Below are 20657 nucleotides of genomic sequence, written 5' to 3' on the forward strand. Positions count from 1 at the left end.
ACCTTATATTTGTCAAAAATCAATTTATATCATGACTGTTTGGATTATATTTTTATGTGCAATAGCCGTTTTTTTAGCATTAGACTTAGGGGTATTTAACAAAAACCCACACGTAATTAGCTCAAAAGAAGCTTCACAATGGACTGTTTTATGGGTTACACTTTCCTTTATATTTTCTGGAATCATCCACATGTTATATGCTCATCAATACATAGACAATCCAACTAATTTAACACCTTACCAAGCTTCTATCAAATATATTACTGGATATTTAATTGAATTGTCATTGAGTGCCGATAACATATTTGTAATTGCTATTATATTTTCTTCATTTAAAATTCCACAAAAATTTCAACACAGAGTTCTGTTTTGGGGCATTTTAGGTGCTATTTTTTTTAGAGGATTAATGATTTTCTTAGGTGTAGCTCTGATCAATAAATTTGACTGGATTACTTATGTATTTGGAGGATTTTTAATTTTCACAGCCTTAAAGATGTTATTTACTAAAGAAGAAGAAGATTTCAATCCTAAAGACTCAAAAGTTTATAAAATAATAGGCAAAATTTTTCCTATTAAGCATGAAATTCATGGGCAAAAATTTTTCGTTCGTGAAAACGGAATTAACTATGTAACTCCTTTATTCATTGCGCTAATAGTTATTGAGTTAATGGATGTAATCTTTGCTGTAGATAGTGTTCCTGCCATATTAGCAATAACGGCTGATCCTTTCTTAGTTTTTAGTTCTAATATTTTTGCCATCTTAGGTTTACGTTCTATGTATTTCTTTTTAGCCAATATGTTAGAAAAATTTAGTTACATAGAATACAGCCTTATTGCTATTCTAACGTTTGTTGGAATCAAAATGTTATTAGTACATCATTACAAATTACCAGAATGGGCTTCATTGAGTTTTATTGCCTTGGCGTTAACCTTTGGAGTAGTCTTCTCATTAAAAAAACAAAAATAAATTTTCATGAAAGTTTATACCAAAACGGGGGATAAAGGTACTACATCTTTATTTGGAGGTGCACGAGTGCCTAAACATCATTTACGAATTGAAAGCTATGGAACTATCGATGAACTCAATTCATATATTGGATTAATTCGCGATCAAGACATAAATCCTTTTTATAAAACAATTTTAATGGAAATCCAAGATCGTTTGTTCACCGTAGGTGCCATTATGGCTACTCCACCAGAAAAAGAAGTATTAAAAAATGGTCAACAACGATTAAACATCAATAGAATTAGTGAAAAAGATGTTAATCTACTAGAAGTACAGATAGATGCTATGGACGCTGAATTACCACCTATGACCCATTTTGTTTTACCTGGCGGACATATCACCGTGTCATATTGTCATATAACTCGTTGTGTTTGTAGGAGAGCTGAACGCTTAGCCACTCATTTAAACGAAGAAGAACCCATTGATGAAGCTGTTTTAACTTATTTGAACCGACTTTCTGACTATTTATTTGTATTGGCACGAAAGTTGTCACACGATTTAAACGCTGAAGAAATTAAATGGATTCCCAGAAAAGAGGAAATCTAAATTTCTCATTTTGAATGAAACACATTACGTTCTTAAAAATTAATAAAAAATATTTCAAAAAAAACTTGACTTTTTGAGTTAAAAATTTATTTTTGCATAAAACTAAAAATCTAATTAAAGATGTATTGGACGTTAGAATTAGCATCTTATTTAAGTGATGCACCATGGCCAGCAACAAAAGACGAGTTAATCGACTATGCAATTAGAACTGGAGCGCCATTAGAAGTTGTAGAAAACTTACAGTCTATTGAAGATGAAGGAGAAATCTATGAATCAATGGAAGAAATTTGGCCAGATTATCCAACTGACGAAGACTATCTTTGGAATGAGGATGAGTATTAAAAATAAAAGCACAACTAAAAAGTCTCTAAGTGAGACTTTTTTTTTGGTGGAATTTACATTTTAAAATTACCTCCCTAACAAGGGAACACATAAATATCAAACTATGAGTATAATTAATTCAATTTTAAAAATATTTGTTGGCGATAAATCAGCCAACGATATTAAAGCTATTCAGCCTATTGTTAACAAAATCAAATCATTTGAAGGTGCTTTACAACAACTTTCAAATGACGAATTGAGAGCAAAAACTACATTTTTTAAAGAAAAAATTAAAGAAGCTCGTGCTGAAAAAGATGCCAAAATTGAACAATTAAAAGCTCAAGCCGAAATAACTCTTGATATCGACGCTAGAGAAAACATCTATATTGAAATTGATGTATTAGAAAAAGAAGCTTATGAAATTTCTGAAAAAGTTTTAAGTGATATTTTACCTGAAGCTTTTGCCGTAGTAAAAGAAACAGCAAGAAGATTTAAAGAAAATACAAAAGTAGTGGTTACAGCTACAGCAAAAGATAGAGAATTCTCTGCCATTAAGCCCTACATTACTATTGAAGGTGACCAAGCAATTTGGGCAAATTCATGGGATGCTGCTGGTAAAGCTATCACTTGGGATATGATTCACTATGATGTACAATTAATCGGTGGTATTGTTCTACATCAAGGAAAAATTGCTGAGATGCAAACAGGTGAAGGAAAAACATTAGTTGCTACTCTTCCTATTTATTTAAATGCATTAACTGGTAATGGAGTACATTTAGTAACTGTAAATGATTACTTAGCACGACGTGACAGTACATGGAAAGCACCTTTATTTGAATTTCATGGTTTATCCGTAGATTGCATTGATAATCACCAGCCGAACACACCTGCACGAAGAAATGCATACAACGCTGATATTACTTATGGAACCAACAATGAGTTTGGTTTTGACTATTTGAGAGATAATATGGCACATTCACCAGAGGATTTAGTTCAAAGAAAGCATAATTTTGCTATTGTTGACGAGGTAGATTCTGTTTTGATTGATGATGCGCGTACACCTTTAATCATCTCTGGTCCTGTTGCTGATGGAGATCGCCATGAATTTTTAGAATTAAAACCTAAAGTTGAAAACTTATTTAACTTACAAAAGAAAATTGCTACTGACTGTCTAACAGAAGCTAAACGCTTGATTAAAGAAGGAAATACTAAAGACGGTGGATTCCAATTATTACGTTCTCATCGTGCCTTACCAAAAAACAAAGCTTTAATCAAGTTTTTATCTGAAGAAGGAGTAAAACAAATTCTTCAAAAAACAGAAAACCAATACATGCAAGACAATAGTCGTGAAATGTATAAGGTAGATGAGGCATTGTATTTTGTAATTGAAGAAAAAAATAATCAAGTTGAATTAACTGATAATGGAATTAAATTCCTGTCTCAAGATACAGAGGAAACTTTCTTCGTTTTACCAGACATTGGAATGGAGATTGCTGCAATTGAAAAACAAAATCTAGATAAAGAAGCCGAAGCAGAATTAAAAGAGAGTTTATTCCGTGATTTTTCTGTAAAATCTGAACGTATTCATACGTTAACTCAGTTGTTAAAAGCTTATGCTTTATTTGAAAAAGACACAGAATATGTAATCATGGATAATAAAGTTTTGATTGTTGATGAACAAACAGGACGTATTATGGATGGTCGTCGCTATTCTGATGGTTTACACCAAGCTATAGAAGCTAAAGAAAATGTAAAAATTGAAGCAGCTACTCAAACTTTTGCTACTATCACCCTACAAAATTACTTCCGTATGTATAATAAACTAGGAGGTATGACAGGTACAGCGGTTACAGAAGCTGGCGAATTTTGGGAAATTTATAAATTAGATGTTGTTGAAATCCCAACCAATAAACCAATTTCAAGAATTGACCGTGATGATTTGATTTATCGTTCAGTTCGTGAAAAATTTAATGCTGTTATTGAAGATGTTGTTCAACTTTCTCAAGCTGGAAGACCTGTATTGATTGGTACTACTTCGGTTGAAATTTCAGAGCTATTAAGTCGCATGTTGAAGATGAGAGGAATAGCTCACAACGTTTTGAATGCCAAAATGCATAAAAGTGAAGCTGAAATAGTAGCTGAAGCAGGAAAACCTGGAGTAGTAACTATTGCAACAAACATGGCAGGACGTGGTACAGATATTAAGATTACAGAAGAAGTTAGAGCAGCAGGTGGTTTAGCTATCATCGGTACAGAGCGACATGATTCACGTCGAGTAGATCGTCAGTTAAGAGGTCGTTCTGGTCGTCAAGGTGATGTGGGAAGTTCACAATTTTATGTTTCATTAGAAGATAACTTAATGCGTTTATTTGGTTCTGAACGTGTAGCTAAGGTTATGGATAGAATGGGATTAAAAGAAGGTGAAGTAATTCAACATTCTATGATGACTAAATCAATAGAAAGAGCTCAAAAGCGTGTTGAAGAAAACAACTTTGGTGTTCGTAAACGCTTATTAGAATATGATGACGTGATGAATTCTCAACGCGAGGTGGTTTATAAACGCAGACGACATGCACTTGAAGGTGAACGATTAAAAGTAGATATCGTAAACATGATTTATGATACTTGTGAAGTAATCGTTGAGAACAATAAAATGGTAAATGATTTCAAAAACTTTGAATTTGAATTGATTCGCACCTTATCCATTAGTTCTCCAGTAACTGAAGCTGAATTTATGAAATTGAATAATGCTCAAATTACAGCTAAAGTATACCAAGCTGCTTATGCATATTATGAAGACAAGGTTAAACGTGATGCGCACCAAGCTTTTCCTGTAATTAAAGACGTTTATGAAAACAATAATGGACAATATGAGCGAATTGTAGTGCCTTTTACAGATGGAATTAAAACATTAAATGTGGTAACGAATCTTGATAAAGCCTATCAAACTGAAGGTAAATCATTAATTACAGATTTCGAAAAAAATATCACTTTAGCCATTGTCGATGAATCTTGGAAAAAACATTTACGTAAAATGGATGAGTTAAAGCAATCGGTTCAATTAGCTGTCCATGAACAAAAAGATCCTTTATTAATCTATAAATTTGAAGCATTTGAGTTGTTCAAGAAAATGATTGAACAGGTAAATAAAGATGTCATTTCGTTCTTATTCAAAGGAGAGTTACCTTCTTACAATGCGAATAATATTCATGAAGCTCCTTTAGAAGAAGTGCATGAACACTATATCGAGTCTAAAGAAGAGTTTGGTGCAAGTTCACCAGCTTCAAATGAATCGCAAGAAGTTCAAGAAAGACCAACTATTACTGAAACTATTGTTCGTGACCAACCTAAAATCAATAGAAATGATTCAGTAACCATTAAACATATCATCAGCGGTAAAAGTGAAACGATGAAATACAAAAAAGCAGAACCAATGATTGCTTCAGGAGAATGGGTTATTGTGAATGAATAATATTTTTAATTTCAATTGAAAAAATCCTCTACTTAGTAGGGGATTTTTTTTATTTTTACATAAATTTATTACCTATGAACTCCCCTATTTATATCGATTTCTTTAATTTAGTCTTAACTAGTATATCTAATAGAACATTTGCTAAACTAACTTTGGCTAAAACCATTGGAAAACCAGAACTTCAAAATATCTATGTGCGAACAATTACAATTGAAAATGAATTAAAATGTAGCGTTATTTTTAAAATATATAAAGAGGGATTGCAGGAACTAGAAAAAATAATTCCTTTGAATAAATTAAGTGACGAACTAATACCTTACATTAACAATCCTTTTATGTCTGCTATTTTATTTACTACAGAAAATGATTTTGTAATGAAATTAAATAAAAAGAGAATAGCAAATATTTCGGAAATGCCTCCAACATTTAAAAAACCGGATCCAAACTTAATCTAGATTTATTAAAACATCAACACAAATCACACCATGAAAAATAAAATTCTATCTATTCTTTTTTTAGTATATACTATTACTTCATTTTCACAGGATATAAAATCACTAAAATCCGAAGCCCAACTCATGTATGATACGGCAATTTCTTTAGATCTTGACAAAATTTTAGATCAAACATATCCAAAAGTATTTGAAATCGCTTCAAGAGAGCAAATGAAAGATGTCATGTTTGAAGCTTTTAATAATGAAGCAATGACCATTAAATTAATAAAAACAAATCCTAATTTTTCTTTTGGAGAAATTAAGAAAATTGGTAGTCAAACCTTTTGTGTTTTTGAGCATGATAATAAAATGACCATGACATTTAAAGAAGACATGGGGGATTCTGCTGAAATGATGCTAGAAATGATTAAAGAAAGTATGGGAGCCACTGAAGCAACTTATGATGCTAAAACATATACTTTTACCATTAATAAACGTTCAAAGGTATTAGCTATTAGCGACGATTTAACAAAAAACACTTGGAAATACGTTAATATTGAAAAAGAAGGTTCTTTAGTGCAAATGCTTTTTTCAGAAGATGTTGTGAAACAATTAGGATTATAATACCAACTAAATAGTTAAACTTAATTAAATAAAGGTCACTTTAATTTTAAGCTAATTCGTATATTTGATTTGTTCAATCCATTAATTCTATGTATCCAATTTTAAACAAAATAAAACTATACATTCAAGTTTTCTTAATTGAAATTGGAGATCTCTCTTATTTTGCCGGACGATTTTTTAAGGAAGTATTCAAAAGTCCTTTTGAATTTAGAGAATTCCTAAGACAATGTTACCAAATGGGAAATCGTTCTTTATTGTTAGTTAGTGTTACAGGATTTATTATTGGGTTAGTTTTCACCTTGCAATCACGCCCTACTTTACAAGAATTTGGAGCAGTTTCTTGGATGCCTTCAATGGTAAGTATTTCAATTATTAGAGAAATAGGACCTATTATTACCGCCTTAATTTGTGCTGGTAGAATCGGTTCAGGTATTGGTGCTGAATTGGGTTCCATGCGAGTAACTGAACAAATTGATGCTATGGAAGTGTCAGGAACCAATCCTTTTAAATATTTAGTTGTTACTAGAATATCTGCAACAATTTTAATGCTACCCATTTTAATCATCATAGGAGATGCAATTGCCATATATGGTTCCTATTTGGTAGAAAATTTAAAAGGAAATGTATCTTTTACACTCTATTTTAATCAAGTTTTTGATGCATTAGAATTCAGCGATTTAATTCCAGCTACAATCAAATCATTTTTCTTTGGTTTTGCCATTGGATTAGTTGGTTGCTACAAAGGTTATAACAGTAATAAAGGAACCGCTGGTGTAGGTTTAGCCGCTAATTCTGCTGTTGTATATACCTCAATGCTATTATTTGTCATTGATTTCATAGCCGTTTTTGTAACTGATATTTTTTATGATTTATGAATCAACCCATTATTGAAATACAAGAATTAAGAAAGCGCTTTGGAACCAATCAAGTACTCAATGGCTTCCATCTAGAATTAAATGATGGTGAGAGTTTGGTGGTCATGGGCAAATCAGGCTCTGGAAAATCTGTTATGATAAAATGTTTGATTGGATTAGTACAACCTGACAGTGGAAAAATTCAGGTAATGGGACAAGACATGACTCAACTTGAACAAGAGCAATTAGATGAAATTAGAACTGAAATTGGCTTTCTTTTTCAAGGAAGCGCGCTATATGATTCTATGTCCGTTAGAGAAAATCTTGAATTTCCACTACGTAGACATACAAAAAAATTTGGAAAAATTAAGGATGCAACACCAATGGTTTTAGAAGTATTAAAAAGTGTGGGACTTGAAAAAGCTATAGATCTAATGCCAAACGAGTTATCGGGTGGTATGAAACGTAGAATTGCATTAGCCAGAACACTTATTTTAAAGCCTAAAATTATACTCTATGATGAACCAACTACAGGTTTAGATCCTATTACTTCTAAAGAAATTATTCAATTAATGAAATCTGTTCAAGAAACATATAAAACTTCCTCAATAATTATTACACACGATATTGATTGTGCTAGAGTTGTAGCCGATCGAATGATTTTGCTTATTGATGGAAAAAATTATATTGAAGGTACTTTTGATGAAATCTCTAAAAGTGAGGATCCAAAAGTTAAAGCCTTTTTCAAATAAAATAATTATGGAAAAAACAAATGCTGAAAAATTTAAGTTAGGAATCTTTGTTATTATAGGCTTGGTTCTATTTGTTACCGCCGTATACTTTATTGGCAACAAAAAAAATATGTTTGGAAAGACAACAACAATTAGTGCACTATTCAATAACGTTAATGGACTTCAATTAGGAAATAACGTTCGCTATGCTGGAATCAACATAGGAACTGTTACAACCATAGAAATGTTAAATGACACAGTCATAAAAGTAGAAATGTCCATTGAAAACAAAATTTTGCCCCACATTAAAAAAGATGCAATAGCAGCCATTAGCTCAGATGGATTAGTAGGTAACATGATTATCAATATTATACCCGGTAAAGGTATTTCAGCACCTATTCAGCCAAATGATATTATCCAATCATTTAATAAAGTAAGAACCGAAGATATGCTAAAGACCTTAAGTGTTACTAACGAAAATGCAGCTATTCTTACGTCAGATTTAATTAAAATTACTAAAGAAATATCAGCTGGAAAAGGAACTGTTGGTCTACTTCTAAATGATGCTGATGTTGCCCAAGATTTAAAAGAAACTATTCATTATTTAAAAATGACTAGTCAAGGGACCACTTCTTCAATTGAAAATTTAAACAAAATTATTACTTCATTAAATCAAAAAAATAATTTGATTGGTGTTGTAAATGATACAATGGTTGCCTCTAAAATAAAAAGTATCGTAATCAACTTAGAAAAATCAAGTAAAAAGATCGACTTAGTTGTAGATAACTTAAATACAACTATTGATAATGCAAAAAATGGTAAAGGTGTTATTAATTATTTATCTAATGATCCTAAATTAGTTCAAAAAATTGATTCTACAATGATTAATATTAATGAAGCAAGCATTCGCTTAAATCAAAATTTAGAAGCTTTAAAACACAATTTTTTCTTTAGAGGTTATTTCAAAAAACAAGCAAAAGCAAAAGCAAAAGCAAAAACAACAACAAAATAATAATTTTATAATCTTTTATAAAAATTGTATAACAAGTCTCGCACTTCATCTTACTAATTTTACTTCATAGAAATTTTAAAATAAATTTTATGGAAACTAAATCGTTAAAATTAGTAATTGTCGTCTTCATTAGTTTTCTTTTTTTGATGCCTTCATCATCTTTGGCACATGGAAAACCTCCAAAATGGGCACCAGCGCATGGATATCGAGCTAAAACAAGACACATTTATTTTCCTCAGTATAACTTGTATTATGACTTACAACGAAGCGCTTACTTTTATTTGAATAATGGAAAATGGTCAATTAGTGTTAAGGTACCTGCTCCTTATATTGGAATCAATTTGGGAGCTGCCACACAAATTCAATTAAATTATATTGGTGCAACGCCATATTTTCATAATACGGATCATTGCAGAAAATATAAAGTTGCTCATATTCAAGAACCCAGAGTGATTATAATCGAACAAAACAGACTAAAACATCATGACCATCAATATGAAAAAAAGCAAGGTCATAAAAAAAGAAAGCATTAAAACAAATTATATTTTTGGAGTAAATACCATTTTCAAGCAAAAATCTGCTTAGTTGACTTAGCAGATTTTTTTGTATGTTTACTAAAAATTAAAAATGAAAACTACTTATGCTTTATTAAAAGAAATCGAAAAGCATATTCCTATGTGTGAATTAGAAAATTCTTTTGTGACTCATACTAATGTAGGTTGGCAAATAGAACATATTCTTTTAACAATTGATCAAATAGTTAATGGAATTCAAAAAAGTAATCCAAAAAATTATAAACCCAATTTTTCCATTTGGAAAACAATCGTTTTTACAACTAAACATATTCCTAGAGGCAAAGCTAAAGCTCCAAAAACAGTTTTACCTACTACATTTACAGAAAATTCACTAAAAGAGCATTGGAATTCAACTTTGGCAAACCTTAATCAACTAGAAAAAATAAATAAAAATCAATTTATTGATCATCCTTATTTTGGTCATTTAAATCAAAAGGAAACTAAAAAATTTCTTTATATTCACACCCTACATCATGTAAAAATTATTAAAGACTTAATTAAAAAAAATAATATATTATGGCAACAGTAAACGTTTACCTTACCTTCAATGGAAATACAGAAGAAGCATTCAATTTTTATAAATCAGTTTTTGGTGGTGAATTTAGTTATATAGGAAGATTCAAAGACATGCCTGTTGATGAAAATTGTCCACCCTTGAGTGAAGAAGAAGGTAATAAAATTATGCATGTTAGTTTACCCATAAGTAAAGAAACAGTATTAATGGCTAGTGATAGTACAAATTTTAGTGGAGAAGTAACCTTTGGAACCAATATGTCGGTTTCTATAAATACGGCTACCTTAGAAGAAGCTAAGCATTTGTTCGATGGTTTGTCAGAGAAAGGAAAAATAACCATGCCATTAGAAAAAACTTTTTGGGGTGCACACTTCGGTATGTTTACTGATCAATTTGGAATTCATTGGATGGTGAACTATGATGAACCACAAGCATAAAAAAATCCCGATTTAATCGGGATTTTTAGATTTTAAAATTAGTATGTTGAATATTTATATTCCTGCAATACTTTTTAGTTCAGTAACAAAACGTTCTGCCAATACATCTGCTGCGTTTTGAGTAGGAGCTTCTGTATAAATTCGAATAATAGGCTCAGTATTTGATTTTCTTAAATGTACCCACTCCGAAGCAAAATCAATTTTGACTCCATCAACAGTTGAAATTTGTTCCTTTTGATATTTTTCAAATATTAATTTTAAAACATTATCAACATCAATTTGAGGTGTTAATTCAATTTTATTTTTACTCATATAATATTGAGGATAGGAAGCTCTTAACTCCGCAACAGACTTATGCTGACTTGCTAAATAAGTTAAAAATAAAGCTACTCCAACTAAAGCATCTCTACCATAATGAATTTCAGGATAAATAATTCCGCCATTTCCTTCTCCCCCAATAATAGCATTTGTAGCTTTCATTAATTCAACAACATTCACTTCACCTACGGCACTAGCTTGATAATTACCTCCGTGTTTAACCGTGATGTCACGAAGCGCTCTTGAAGAACTCATATTTGAAACCGTGTTTCCTGGAGTTTGACTCAAAACATAGTCTGCAACAGCAACTAATGTATATTCTTCTCCAAACATTTCCCCATCATTTGAAATAAAAGCTAAACGATCCACATCAGGATCAACAACAATTCCAAAATCAGCTTGCTCTTCAACAACTAACTTACATATATCGCCTAAATGTTCTTTCAGAGGCTCTGGATTGTGTGGAAAATGACCATTAGGTTCACAATATAATTTCACCACTTCAACACCCATTTCTTCTAATAATTTAGGTATAATAATACCTCCAGAAGAATTTACTCCATCAACTACTACCTTGAATTTCTTTGATTTAACCTTATCAACATTAACTAAAGGTAGAGCAAGAACTTCATCGATATGAATATCCATGTAAGCCTGATTTTCAGTTATTATTCCTAAATCATCTACTTCTGCAAAATTAAAAGCTTCAGCTTCAGCTAATTCTAAAATTTTAGCTCCATCAGCACTACTTAAAAATTCACCTTTGGCATTCAATAATTTTAAGGCATTCCATTGCTTAGGGTTGTGCGATGCCGTCAAAATAATTCCACCATCAGCTTGCTCTAACGAAACTGCAATTTCAACAGTTGGCGTAGTTGACAAGCCTAAATCAATTACATCAATACCTAATCCAACTAATGTATTGACTACTAAATTATGAATCATGGGACCAGAAATACGAGCATCTCTTCCAATAACCACTTTTAATTTCCTATCAACTTGAACAGTTGTTTTTAAAAAACTCCCATAAGCAGAAGCAAATTTAACTGCATCAACTGGAGTTAAATTAGAACCAACTGTACCGCCTATCGTACCACGAATTCCAGAAATAGATTTAATTAATGTCATATAATTTTGAGTTAATTAGTGAAGCAAATATACTTTATCTGTCTTTTTAAAGTTCATTTTTTGTTAAAATTTTTCTATTTTTACAAAAAAACAATGTCTTTTTCGTTTCATGAACTATCTAGCACACATCTATTTATCTGGAAATCAGGAAACTGTAAAGATAGGAAACTTTATGGCTGATAGTATCAAAGGGCTTCAATATGAAAAATATCCCCCAGAAATAAAGAAAGGTATTCTTTTACATCGACTTATTGATTCTTTTACAGACTCACACCCTATTTATAGGCAAAGTAAACATCGATTGCATAAAAAGTATGGTCATTATTCAGGGGTTATAATGGATATTTTTTACGATCATTTTTTAGCCAAAAATTGGTCCCATTACTGCCCAACTCCTTTAGAACAATATGCAAAAGAATTTTACCTATTACTGCAAGAGCATCATTCAATTCTAACGGAACGCGTTCAAAAAATGTTGCCCTATATGATTGGAAGGAATTGGTTAGTATCTTATGCAACTCTAGAGGGAATAAGTGTTATTTTATTTCAAATGGATTATAGAACCAAACATAGAGTTAAAATGGATGAAGCCATACACGAGTTAAAGCAATTTTATGATGAATTTGAATCAGAATTTATTGCCTTTTTTGAAGAATTACAAGGCGTTTGTAATCAATTTTTAAATGCACAATTATGACATTTACTAAAGCTTTAATTACTCAAATGCATCAAGCTAAAAATCCTGAGGAAGCCGTTCCTATGGAAAAATATATGAAAAATAAATTTCAATATTTAGGAATTAAGACTGAATTGAGAAGAGCTATTCTAAAAAAAACACTAATTCAATACCCCGATGAAGTAAAACAAAATTTTAGAACAATTGCATTAGAATTATTCCAAGCTGAGTATAGAGAATTTCATCAATGTGCAATAGATATTGTTTTAGCAAATATCAAAAAGAATTGGCAGATAACAGACCAATTCTTTATTGAAGAATTGCTTCTTCAACATTCGTGGTGGGATAGTGTGGATACTTTAGCAAAATATGGTATCGGAGGATATTTGAAACAATTTCCTAGTGAAAAATATGAACTTATCGAGCGTTTTTCAAATTCTAATAACCTATGGTTGAAAAGAACTGCTCTTATTTTCCAATTAGGATACAAATTAGATACCGATTTTGAACTATTAAAATCTGAATGTTTAAAAAATATAGATTCAAAAGAATTTTTTATTCAAAAAGCTATTGGTTGGGCCTTACGTGATTATGCTTCCGTAAATCCTCAAGGAGTTTTAAAATTTGTACAAAACAACCCATTTAAACCTTTAAGTGTTAAAGAAGCTTTAAGAAAAATAATTTAAATCTTCATATCTTTTTATTTTCCTAAACTAGGAAAACTTTACCTTTGTATAAATTAATAAATATGCCTAGAAACAACAAAATTTCCGATTTTTTCTTTAGAACATTCAGACGTTTTGAATTGTTTTTTATGAAGGTTAAAACCTTGGTATCACCAAGACAATTTATATATATTTCTAGTGTTTTAGTTGGGCTTTCAGCTGCTATGGCAGTAATTGTATTAAAGACATTTGCTCATTCTGTATATAAATATTCTCAATACTTAGATGGTATTTTACATTTACCCTACAGCAACAGTACATTACCAATTATTGGAATTTTACTAACGGTAATAGTAATTAAAAAGGTGCTAAATGGTCATATTGATAAAGGAACCTCACAAATTATGTATGCCGTTGCCAAAACAAGAAGTATTATTCCCTCCAAACAGATGTATGCACAAATTATTACAAGTTCGTTAACTGTAGGTATGGGAGGTAGTGCTGGTTTAGAATCTCCCATTACCGTAACAGGCGCAGCATTTGGGAGCAATTATGCACTGAATTATAGACTTAGCTATAAAGATAGGACTTTACTTTTAGCATGTGGTGTGGCAGCTGGAATAGCGGCTGCTTTTAATGCACCTATTGCAGGTGTACTCTTTGCTATTGAAGTAGTTTTAGCCGAAATTAGTATTACTGCTTTTACACCATTAATTATTAGTGCCGCTACAGGAGCGATTATTTCTTCTATTGTTTTAAAAGAAGACATTCTATTTAGTTTCAAACAAATTTATGAATTTGAAAATAGAAACTTACCATATTACATTTTATTAGGTATTTTATCTGGTTTCGTTTCTGTGCATTATGCACGAAATTTTAGGAAGGTTGAAGCCTTTTTTGCAAAACGAAAAACAAATAGTTTTAGAAGAGCCTTACTCGGTTCTGGAATGTTGGCCTTATTAATTTTTGTTTTCCCTACTCTTTTTGGTGAAGGATACGAAAGTATTAAACTATTAGCTGACAATCAACCTAACAAATTAGTAGAAAACTCCATTTTTGAATTGTTTAGCGATAAAAAATGGGTATTATTGGTCTTTATTTCTTTTACCATGTTAATTAAAGTTTTTGCGACTGGAATTACATTAGGAGCGGGTGGTAACGGAGGAAATTTTGCACCTTCCCTATTTGTAGGATCTTATCTAGGATTTACAGTGGCTTACTTTTTTAACACTATTGGATTAAGTAAGTTACCAATTGGCAATTTTACGCTAGTGGGTATGTCAGGTATTCTTAGTGGCTTATTTCATGCCCCACTAACCGCTATCTTTTTAATTGCAGAAATTACAGGTGGGTATGGCTTAATGGTACCATTAATGTTAGTTTCATCTATTTCATTTGCAATTTCTAAACAATTAGAGCCCTATTCATTCGATATTAAACATTTGGCCGATCGAGGAGAAGTTTTTACAGATGATAAAGATAAAAATATCTTACAATCCATTGATTTTAAACGATTGATAGATACCAAATTCAGCCCTGTAAAAGACTCCAAAACATTAGACGAATTAATTGAGAAAATTAAAAATTCTGATGATGTTTTATTTCCTGTATTGAATGATAAAAATGATCTTATTGGATTAATTCATTTAGATGATGTTCGACCAATCATTTTTTCTGCTTTTAAAATCAAATATACTTCAATACACGAAGTAGTTCAGCCCATAAAAACTGTTATTCAATTCAATGATACTGTTGATGTCATTATGGATAAATTTGAAACATCCCAACAAAGTATTTTACCTGTTATTCAAGATAAACAATTTATTGGTTTTTTACATAAATCCGATATCCTAGAAAAATATAGAGATCGTTTAAAAGAAATTATAATTGAATAAATCTACTAATTTTACAGTGTACACTATTTTTTTCAATTCGTAAAAATAATAAATTTGAAAATACCATTTGAACCAGAAATTTTCGGAATTAATATTAATATTCACTTAATTTTAGAGTATTTAGCATTTTTTTTGGCATTTAGATACTACGTTTATTTGCAGAAGCAAAATCTTGATACTATTCCAAAAATAAATAAACTTTCTATAATACTTGGCGCCATGATAGGTGCATTTTTAGGTTCTAGAATTTTTGCCATATTAGAAAATCCTTTTATGCCAACAAATTTTTCAAGTCTTATTAACTTTTTAAATTCGAAAACCATTATGGGTGGTTTATTTGGTGGACTTTTGGGTGTAGAAATTTCTAAAAAAATTATTGAGGAAAAACAATCTACAGGAGATTTATTCGTTTTTCCTATAATTCTTGGAATTTTTATTGGAAGAATTGGATGTTTTTTATCCGGAACAAATGAATTCACTTATGGAAAAGAAACTTCCTTTTTTCTCGGAATGAATCTTGGCGATGGAATACATAGACACCCTATTGCATTGTATGAATTAATTTTTCTCTTTTTTTTATTTATTTTTTTACAAAAGCAGAAAACTAAAAAATTAAAAGCGGGATTATTATTCCAATATTTCATGATTGCATATTTTACATTTCGATTGTGTATAGAATTCTTAAAACCTAATGTGTTTTTTATTTGCGGATTGAGCACTATTCAACTTTTATGCTTACTTTGCTTACTATATTATCATAAAACAATTTTAAATTTATTTAAAAATGCCCGTTAGAAATTACACCTATTACGACTATACTTTAAGCCTTTGTCCTGAATGTTTAAAACGAATTGATGCTAAAATTGTTTTCGAAAATGATAGGGTTTATATGTTGAAACGTTGTCCTGAGCACGGAAAATCTAAAGTTTTAATTGCAGACGATATTCAGTATTATAAAAACATTAGGAATTACAACAAACCTTCTGAAACGCCTTATAAATTTAATACTAAAACAGATTATGGATGTCCTTATGATTGTGGTTTATGTCCAGATCACGAACAACATTCTTGTTTAACGGTAATAGAAGTTACTGATAGGTGCAATTTAACTTGTCCTACTTGCTATGCAGGTTCATCGCCAACTTATGGCAGACATCGTACGTTAGATGAAATTAAAAGTATGTTGGATACAATTGTATTGAATGAAAAAGAACCTGATGTAGTACAGATAAGCGGCGGTGAGCCTACCCTACATCCTGACTTTTTTGAAATTTTAGATTATGCTAAGTCGCTACCAATTAGACATTTAATGCTAAACACCAATGGAATTAAAATTGCAAAAGACAAAGAATTCGCAAAACAACTTAAAAGCTATTCACCAGATTTTGAAATTTATTTGCAATTTGATTCATTTGAAAATTCGGTTTTACAAGAATTAAGAGGTGCTGATTTATGGGATATTAGAAAGAAAGCCATCGAAAATTTAAACGAATTAAATTTGTCAACCACATTAGTTGTAACCTTGCAAAAGGGACTCAATGACAACGAAATTGGAAAAATAATAGATTTCGCTTTGCAACAAAAATGTGTTAGAGGGGTAACATTTCAACCTACTCAAATTGCTGGAAGATTAGAAAATTTTAATCCCGAAACTGATCGAATGACTTTAACTGAAGTAAGAAGAAAAATTTTGGAACAAACTACAATTTTCAATCCTGATGATTTATTACCAGTCCCTTGTAATCCCGATGCTCTAGTTATGGGTTACGCTTTAAAATTAGATAATTCTGTTTTTCCTTTAACAAGATACATCAATCCGAATGACTTGTTAGACAATAGTAAAAACACAATTATATATGAACAAGATAATGTTTTAAAAGAAAAAATGATAAACTTGTTCAGCACTGGAAATTCCGTAGAAGTTGCTGAAGAAAATTTAAAATCAATTATGTGTTGTTTACCTAATATAGATGCACCTAATTTAGGTTACGACAATTTATTTAGGATTATTATCATGCAATTTATTGATGCTTATAATTTTGACGTAAGAGCAATCAAAAAATCATGTGTTCATATTGTTAATAAAGACAATAAAATTATTCCATTTGAAACGATGAACTTGTTTTACAGAGATGATAAACAAATTAAATTAGAAGAATTAAGAAACAATATAAAATTTTAAGTATGATAGCACTAGAAGTGGGAAATTTAGATGGGTTATTAATTCTCATATTAGTAGTAATGTTTGGTCCTCCTTTAGCTTTAACACTAATAGGATTCCGTATTAAGAAAGAGTCACCTAATACTGCCATAACATTTTTTATTTTTGCTACGCTCTATTTGATTGTAGGTTTAGGTATTTGCGGCTCAATGCTAACATGATAAAAAAACAAAGACCTGACAGGTTTAATAACTTGTCAGGTCTTTTTAATGTTGCTTTATTATATTTACACTCTTACAATACTAGCACCTAATGCTCTTAAACGCTCGTCAATTCTTTCGTAACCTCTATCAATTTGTTCGATATTTTGAATGGTACTTGTTCCTTTAGCCGATAAAGCAGCTATTAATAATGAAATACCAGCTCTAATATCGGGTGAAGACATGGTTGTAGCTTTTAGTTGCGATTTAAAATCATGTCCCATTACCACTGCTCTGTGTGGATCACATAACATAATTTTAGCCCCCATATCAATTAATTTATCTACAAAGAATAAGCGGCTTTCAAACATTTTTTGGTGAATTAAAACATCACCTTTGGCTTGAGTAGCAACTACTAATACAATACTTAATAAATCGGGAGTAAATCCAGGCCATGGCGCATCAGCAATGGTTAAAATAGAACCATCAATATCGGTTTTAACTTCATATCCATCTTTATGAGCAGGAATATAAATATCATCCCCTTTTTGTTCTAATGTGATACCTAATTTTCTAAAAACATTTGGAATCTGACCTAAGTTTTCCCAACTCACGTCTTTAATCGTAATTTCACTTCTAGTCATGGCAGCTAATCCAATCCAAGAACCAATTTCGATCATATCCGGTAAAATTCTATGCTCACATCCACCTAATGAATCCACTCCTTCAATCGTTAATAAGTTAGATCCAATACCGGTGATTTTCGCACCCATTGAATTCAACATTTTACACAATTGTTGTAAATATGGTTCACAAGCAGCATTGTAAATTGTCGTTATACCTTCAGCTAAAACAGCTGCCATTACAATATTAGCAGTTCCTGTTACAGACGCCTCGTCTAACAACATGTAAGTCCCTTTTAATTTACCTTTAGATTCTACTCCATAAAAATGTTCTTCTTTAACATATCTAAATTTCGCTCCTAAATTTATAAAACCTTCAAAGTGAGTATCTAAACGACGACGACCAATTTTATCTCCTCCTGGTTTAGGAATAAATCCTTTTCCAAAACGAGCCAATAACGGTCCCACAATCATTATTGAACCTCTTAATGACCCACCTTCTTTTTTAAAAGCATCAGTTTCTAAATAATCAACATTTACTTCATCGGCTTGAAAAGTATAATCTCCAGGTGCATTTTTTTTAATTTTTACACCTAAGTTTCCTAGTAATGCGATTAATTTATTAACATCAATAATATCTGGAATATTCGTAATTCTAACTTTTTCTGAAGTCAATAATACAGGGCATAAAACTTGTAACGCTTCATTTTTGGCACCTTGTGGCTGCACATCTCCTTTTAAGGGCTTTCCGCCTTCAATTTTGAATGTTCCCATTTAGTTATTGTTATTTTTTCTGTTATTATTTTTTTGATTCTGATTTTGATTATTTTTTGGCTTAAAATTTTTATTATTATTCGAATTATTTCTTTGCCCTTGATTTTGATTGTTTTTTGAAAAAAACTGCGTCTTGTTAGACTGTTTTTTATTTACTTTCATCAAATTTTGTGAGGTAGACAATTCTTCATCTGTTTTCAATAAATTTAATTGTCCATTAGATAACTCATATAAATGTTCAAAAATCACTTCATCGGTTACAGTTTCTTTATTCCAACTTAAGTAACTTTTTTTCATATGATTTGCAATCACGATAATTAAAGCATTTTTTAATTCGCTATCTTCCCACTTGCAAGCCACATCAATCATATATTTGATGTTATTTCCATAAAAACGGTATTTAGGAAAGTTTTGAGGATAAGGCAAACGATCTGGTCTTAATGTAATCACCTCTTTGGTTGGTATAGGATAGGGTGAATCTACATCTATTTTAAAATCAGACATAATGAACAACTGATCCCATAATTTATGCTGAAAATCAGGCACATCTCTCAAATGAGGGTTCAACGTTCCTAATACTGAAATAATATACTTTGCCCCTTTATTTCTTCTTTCTCTATCTTCAATCTTAGTTACTTCATCTATTAATTTTTGAACATGTCTTCCATATTCTGGAATGATTAAATGCTCACGCTGTGAATTGTATTCTAAATGTTGAACCGATTCCTCTGATTTATATGTCATGTTATAAAGATATAATGCCTTCTATGGTTGATAATTCTTGGTATTTTTCTATCACATGGTCTGCGTCTTTCATCACTACTTCAATAGAAACACTTGTATACTTACCTGTTTTAGAAGAATGTGTTTCAATAACGGCGCCTAAGTTATCAAAAGTTGTTTCAATTTTTTCAATTTTTTCTGTATCGGTAGGAACAATAAACTTGTACAAATAACTTGAAGGCCAAGAGGTTGACTCTTCTAATTCACCTTTAAGCCTAATGTAAAATTCTTCCGTTTTCTTATCCATTATTTTGAGTTTATAAAACCACAAATATACAGTTATAAACCGTTATTTGAAAATATAATATTAGGAAAGAAATAGTAAAGCTGTTTTAAATTTCAAAAAAATAGTATTTTTGGCCTTTTTAAGAGAGAAATGGATAAAAAAATTATATTATTGATTGGTGGTCCCAGTTCTGGTAAAACAACATTAATTAATCATTTACAAGAAGAAGGTTTTATTTGTTACCCTGAAATTTCAAGAGAAGTTACTTTAAAAGCTCGTGAAAAAGGTATTGAACAATTGTTTTTAACTAATCCAATGTTGTTTAGTGAAATGCTGTTAGAGGGAAGAATTGAACAATTTGAAAACGCATTAAAAGAAGAAAAAACAGTTTTTATAGATCGTGGTATTCCAGATGTTTTAGCTTACATGGACTTCATTGGTGATGTTTACCCTGAGAAATTTATAGAAGCTTGTCAAAAATATAAATACGATACTATTTTCTTACTACCACCATGGGAAGAAATTTATACTAGTGATAGTGAAAGATATGAAAGTTATGAACAAGCCATGCAAATCCATGACTTTTTGGTAGATACTTATACTAAATTTGGTTATGATTTAATTGAAGTACCAAAAGTTTCTGTTGAAAATAGATATCATTTTATTATCGATCATTTATAGA

The 20657-nt window shown here is 30.7% G+C and carries 23 protein-coding genes; 19 read left to right on the forward strand and 4 right to left on the reverse strand.

All coding sequences use genetic code 11. The features are described 5' to 3' along the window. Positions 1-31 precede the first annotated feature (31 nt). The 12 genes from QZ824_RS01685 (at position 32) to QZ824_RS01740 (ending at position 10526) form a co-directional block, all read left to right on the forward strand. The gene (locus QZ824_RS01685; protein ID WP_291274346.1) at positions 32-967 is read left to right on the forward strand and encodes a TerC family protein; all 936 of its coding nucleotides are present in this window, start codon (positions 32-34) and stop codon (positions 965-967) included. Positions 968-973: 6 nt separating this feature from the next. Further along, positions 974-1552, forward strand: a complete 579-nt coding sequence (locus QZ824_RS01690) for a cob(I)yrinic acid a,c-diamide adenosyltransferase (RefSeq protein ID WP_291274309.1) — start codon at positions 974-976, stop codon at positions 1550-1552. Between the two features lie 120 nt (positions 1553-1672). Further along, a complete protein-coding gene (locus QZ824_RS01695) occupies positions 1673-1894 on the forward strand; it encodes a DUF2795 domain-containing protein (protein ID WP_002986941.1) in 222 nt (73 codons plus the stop codon). Between the two features lie 103 nt (positions 1895-1997). After that, the gene (gene secA / locus QZ824_RS01700) at positions 1998-5345 is read left to right on the forward strand and encodes a preprotein translocase subunit SecA (protein WP_291274310.1); all 3348 of its coding nucleotides are present in this window, start codon (positions 1998-2000) and stop codon (positions 5343-5345) included. 74 nt (positions 5346-5419) lie between these two features. Then, complete coding sequence (locus QZ824_RS01705; RefSeq protein WP_291274311.1) at positions 5420-5800, forward strand: hypothetical protein; 381 nt, start codon at positions 5420-5422, stop codon at positions 5798-5800. A gap of 30 nt (positions 5801-5830) precedes the next feature. After that, complete coding sequence (locus QZ824_RS01710; protein ID WP_291274312.1) at positions 5831-6403, forward strand: hypothetical protein; 573 nt, start codon at positions 5831-5833, stop codon at positions 6401-6403. Positions 6404-6492: 89 nt separating this feature from the next. After that, positions 6493-7278, forward strand: coding sequence for an ABC transporter permease (locus tag QZ824_RS01715; protein WP_291274313.1), 786 nt, complete (start codon positions 6493-6495; stop codon positions 7276-7278). Then, entirely contained in the window at positions 7275-8009 is a 735-nt protein-coding gene (locus tag QZ824_RS01720; protein WP_291274314.1) for an ATP-binding cassette domain-containing protein, read from the forward strand. The genes QZ824_RS01715 and QZ824_RS01720 overlap by 4 nt, the downstream gene beginning before the upstream one ends. A 7-nt stretch (positions 8010-8016) precedes the next feature. Continuing rightward, the gene (locus QZ824_RS01725) at positions 8017-9000 is read left to right on the forward strand and encodes an MlaD family protein (protein ID WP_291274315.1); all 984 of its coding nucleotides are present in this window, start codon (positions 8017-8019) and stop codon (positions 8998-9000) included. A gap of 89 nt (positions 9001-9089) precedes the next feature. Further along, positions 9090-9533 carry a hypothetical protein gene (locus QZ824_RS01730; RefSeq protein WP_291274316.1) on the forward strand — a complete coding sequence of 148 codons (444 nt, stop codon included), beginning with the start codon at positions 9090-9092 and terminating at the stop codon, positions 9531-9533. Positions 9534-9627: 94 nt separating this feature from the next. Further along, positions 9628-10104 (forward strand): DUF1569 domain-containing protein, encoded by a 477-nt coding sequence (locus QZ824_RS01735; protein WP_291274317.1) that lies wholly within the window; start codon positions 9628-9630, stop codon positions 10102-10104. Then, entirely contained in the window at positions 10092-10526 is a 435-nt protein-coding gene (locus QZ824_RS01740) for a VOC family protein (protein ID WP_291274318.1), read from the forward strand. The genes QZ824_RS01735 and QZ824_RS01740 overlap by 13 nt, the downstream gene beginning before the upstream one ends. A gap of 54 nt (positions 10527-10580) precedes the next feature. Here the strand turns inward: QZ824_RS01740 and glmM are convergent, their stop codons facing one another. Then, the gene (glmM, locus tag QZ824_RS01745) at positions 10581-11972 is read right to left on the reverse strand and encodes a phosphoglucosamine mutase (protein ID WP_291274319.1); all 1392 of its coding nucleotides are present in this window, start codon (positions 11970-11972) and stop codon (positions 10581-10583) included. Positions 11973-12081: 109 nt separating this feature from the next. On the opposite strand from glmM, the gene QZ824_RS01750 reads away from it, so the two are divergent. From QZ824_RS01750 to QZ824_RS01775, 6 genes are all read left to right on the forward strand, one after another. Further along, entirely contained in the window at positions 12082-12669 is a 588-nt protein-coding gene (locus QZ824_RS01750) for an acyl carrier protein phosphodiesterase (RefSeq protein WP_291274320.1), read from the forward strand. After that, positions 12666-13334 carry a DNA alkylation repair protein gene (locus QZ824_RS01755; RefSeq protein WP_291274321.1) on the forward strand — a complete coding sequence of 223 codons (669 nt, stop codon included), beginning with the start codon at positions 12666-12668 and terminating at the stop codon, positions 13332-13334. Before QZ824_RS01750 ends, QZ824_RS01755 begins: the two co-directional genes overlap by 4 nt. A gap of 128 nt (positions 13335-13462) precedes the next feature. Next, positions 13463-15208 carry a chloride channel protein gene (locus QZ824_RS01760; protein WP_291274322.1) on the forward strand — a complete coding sequence of 582 codons (1746 nt, stop codon included), beginning with the start codon at positions 13463-13465 and terminating at the stop codon, positions 15206-15208. Positions 15209-15262: 54 nt separating this feature from the next. Beyond that, complete coding sequence (locus QZ824_RS01765; RefSeq protein ID WP_291274323.1) at positions 15263-16003, forward strand: prolipoprotein diacylglyceryl transferase family protein; 741 nt, start codon at positions 15263-15265, stop codon at positions 16001-16003. Further along, positions 15993-17390: a radical SAM protein gene (locus QZ824_RS01770; protein ID WP_291274324.1), complete on the forward strand. Its 1398-nt coding sequence runs from the start codon at positions 15993-15995 to the stop codon at positions 17388-17390. Before QZ824_RS01765 ends, QZ824_RS01770 begins: the two co-directional genes overlap by 11 nt. 2 nt (positions 17391-17392) lie before the next feature. Continuing rightward, complete coding sequence (locus QZ824_RS01775) at positions 17393-17590, forward strand: hypothetical protein (protein WP_291274325.1); 198 nt, start codon at positions 17393-17395, stop codon at positions 17588-17590. A gap of 65 nt (positions 17591-17655) precedes the next feature. Here the strand turns inward: QZ824_RS01775 and murA are convergent, their stop codons facing one another. Genes murA through QZ824_RS01790 form a run of 3 tightly spaced genes read right to left on the reverse strand, consistent with a single transcriptional unit; the run spans position 17656 to position 19996 of the window. Beyond that, the gene (gene murA / locus QZ824_RS01780) at positions 17656-18966 is read right to left on the reverse strand and encodes a UDP-N-acetylglucosamine 1-carboxyvinyltransferase (RefSeq protein ID WP_291274326.1); all 1311 of its coding nucleotides are present in this window, start codon (positions 18964-18966) and stop codon (positions 17656-17658) included. Beyond that, on the reverse strand, positions 18967-19710 hold the full coding sequence (locus QZ824_RS01785) for a DUF4290 domain-containing protein (protein ID WP_291274327.1): 744 nt from the start codon (positions 19708-19710) through the stop codon (positions 18967-18969). It lies immediately after the preceding gene. Between the two features lies 1 nt (position 19711). Beyond that, entirely contained in the window at positions 19712-19996 is a 285-nt protein-coding gene (locus QZ824_RS01790) for a DUF493 family protein (protein WP_291274328.1), read from the reverse strand. A gap of 129 nt (positions 19997-20125) precedes the next feature. Here QZ824_RS01790 and QZ824_RS01795 point away from each other — a divergent pair, with 129 nt between their 5' ends. Beyond that, positions 20126-20656, forward strand: a complete 531-nt coding sequence (locus tag QZ824_RS01795; RefSeq protein ID WP_291274329.1) for an ATP-binding protein — start codon at positions 20126-20128, stop codon at positions 20654-20656. Position 20657: the final 1 nt, after the last annotated feature.

The organism is Flavobacterium sp., assembly GCF_021151785.1.
Taxonomy (GTDB): Bacteria; Bacteroidota; Bacteroidia; order Flavobacteriales; family Flavobacteriaceae; genus Flavobacterium.

Excerpts from the sequence above, each read along its gene's own strand:
- QZ824_RS01685 (WP_291274346.1), top strand. The coding sequence starts at position 32 with ATGACTGTTTGGATTATATTTTTATGTGCAATAGCCGTTTTTTTAGCA.
- QZ824_RS01690 (WP_291274309.1), top strand. The coding sequence starts at position 974 with ATGAAAGTTTATACCAAAACGGGGGATAAAGGTACTACATCTTTATTT.
- QZ824_RS01695 (WP_002986941.1), top strand. The coding sequence starts at position 1,673 with ATGTATTGGACGTTAGAATTAGCATCTTATTTAAGTGATGCACCATGG.
- secA (WP_291274310.1), top strand. The coding sequence starts at position 1,998 with ATGAGTATAATTAATTCAATTTTAAAAATATTTGTTGGCGATAAATCA.
- QZ824_RS01705 (WP_291274311.1), top strand. The coding sequence starts at position 5,420 with ATGAACTCCCCTATTTATATCGATTTCTTTAATTTAGTCTTAACTAGT.
- QZ824_RS01710 (WP_291274312.1), top strand. The coding sequence starts at position 5,831 with ATGAAAAATAAAATTCTATCTATTCTTTTTTTAGTATATACTATTACT.
- QZ824_RS01715 (WP_291274313.1), top strand. The coding sequence starts at position 6,493 with ATGTATCCAATTTTAAACAAAATAAAACTATACATTCAAGTTTTCTTA.
- QZ824_RS01720 (WP_291274314.1), top strand. The coding sequence starts at position 7,275 with ATGAATCAACCCATTATTGAAATACAAGAATTAAGAAAGCGCTTTGGA.
- QZ824_RS01725 (WP_291274315.1), top strand. The coding sequence starts at position 8,017 with ATGGAAAAAACAAATGCTGAAAAATTTAAGTTAGGAATCTTTGTTATT.
- QZ824_RS01730 (WP_291274316.1), top strand. The coding sequence starts at position 9,090 with ATGGAAACTAAATCGTTAAAATTAGTAATTGTCGTCTTCATTAGTTTT.
- QZ824_RS01735 (WP_291274317.1), top strand. The coding sequence starts at position 9,628 with ATGAAAACTACTTATGCTTTATTAAAAGAAATCGAAAAGCATATTCCT.
- QZ824_RS01740 (WP_291274318.1), top strand. The coding sequence starts at position 10,092 with ATGGCAACAGTAAACGTTTACCTTACCTTCAATGGAAATACAGAAGAA.
- glmM (WP_291274319.1), bottom strand. The coding sequence starts at position 11,972 with ATGACATTAATTAAATCTATTTCTGGAATTCGTGGTACGATAGGCGGT.
- QZ824_RS01750 (WP_291274320.1), top strand. The coding sequence starts at position 12,082 with ATGAACTATCTAGCACACATCTATTTATCTGGAAATCAGGAAACTGTA.
- QZ824_RS01755 (WP_291274321.1), top strand. The coding sequence starts at position 12,666 with ATGACATTTACTAAAGCTTTAATTACTCAAATGCATCAAGCTAAAAAT.
- QZ824_RS01760 (WP_291274322.1), top strand. The coding sequence starts at position 13,463 with ATGAAGGTTAAAACCTTGGTATCACCAAGACAATTTATATATATTTCT.
- QZ824_RS01770 (WP_291274324.1), top strand. The coding sequence starts at position 15,993 with ATGCCCGTTAGAAATTACACCTATTACGACTATACTTTAAGCCTTTGT.
- QZ824_RS01775 (WP_291274325.1), top strand. The coding sequence starts at position 17,393 with ATGATAGCACTAGAAGTGGGAAATTTAGATGGGTTATTAATTCTCATA.
- murA (WP_291274326.1), bottom strand. The coding sequence starts at position 18,966 with ATGGGAACATTCAAAATTGAAGGCGGAAAGCCCTTAAAAGGAGATGTG.
- QZ824_RS01785 (WP_291274327.1), bottom strand. The coding sequence starts at position 19,710 with ATGACATATAAATCAGAGGAATCGGTTCAACATTTAGAATACAATTCA.
- QZ824_RS01790 (WP_291274328.1), bottom strand. The coding sequence starts at position 19,996 with ATGGATAAGAAAACGGAAGAATTTTACATTAGGCTTAAAGGTGAATTA.
- QZ824_RS01795 (WP_291274329.1), top strand. The coding sequence starts at position 20,126 with ATGGATAAAAAAATTATATTATTGATTGGTGGTCCCAGTTCTGGTAAA.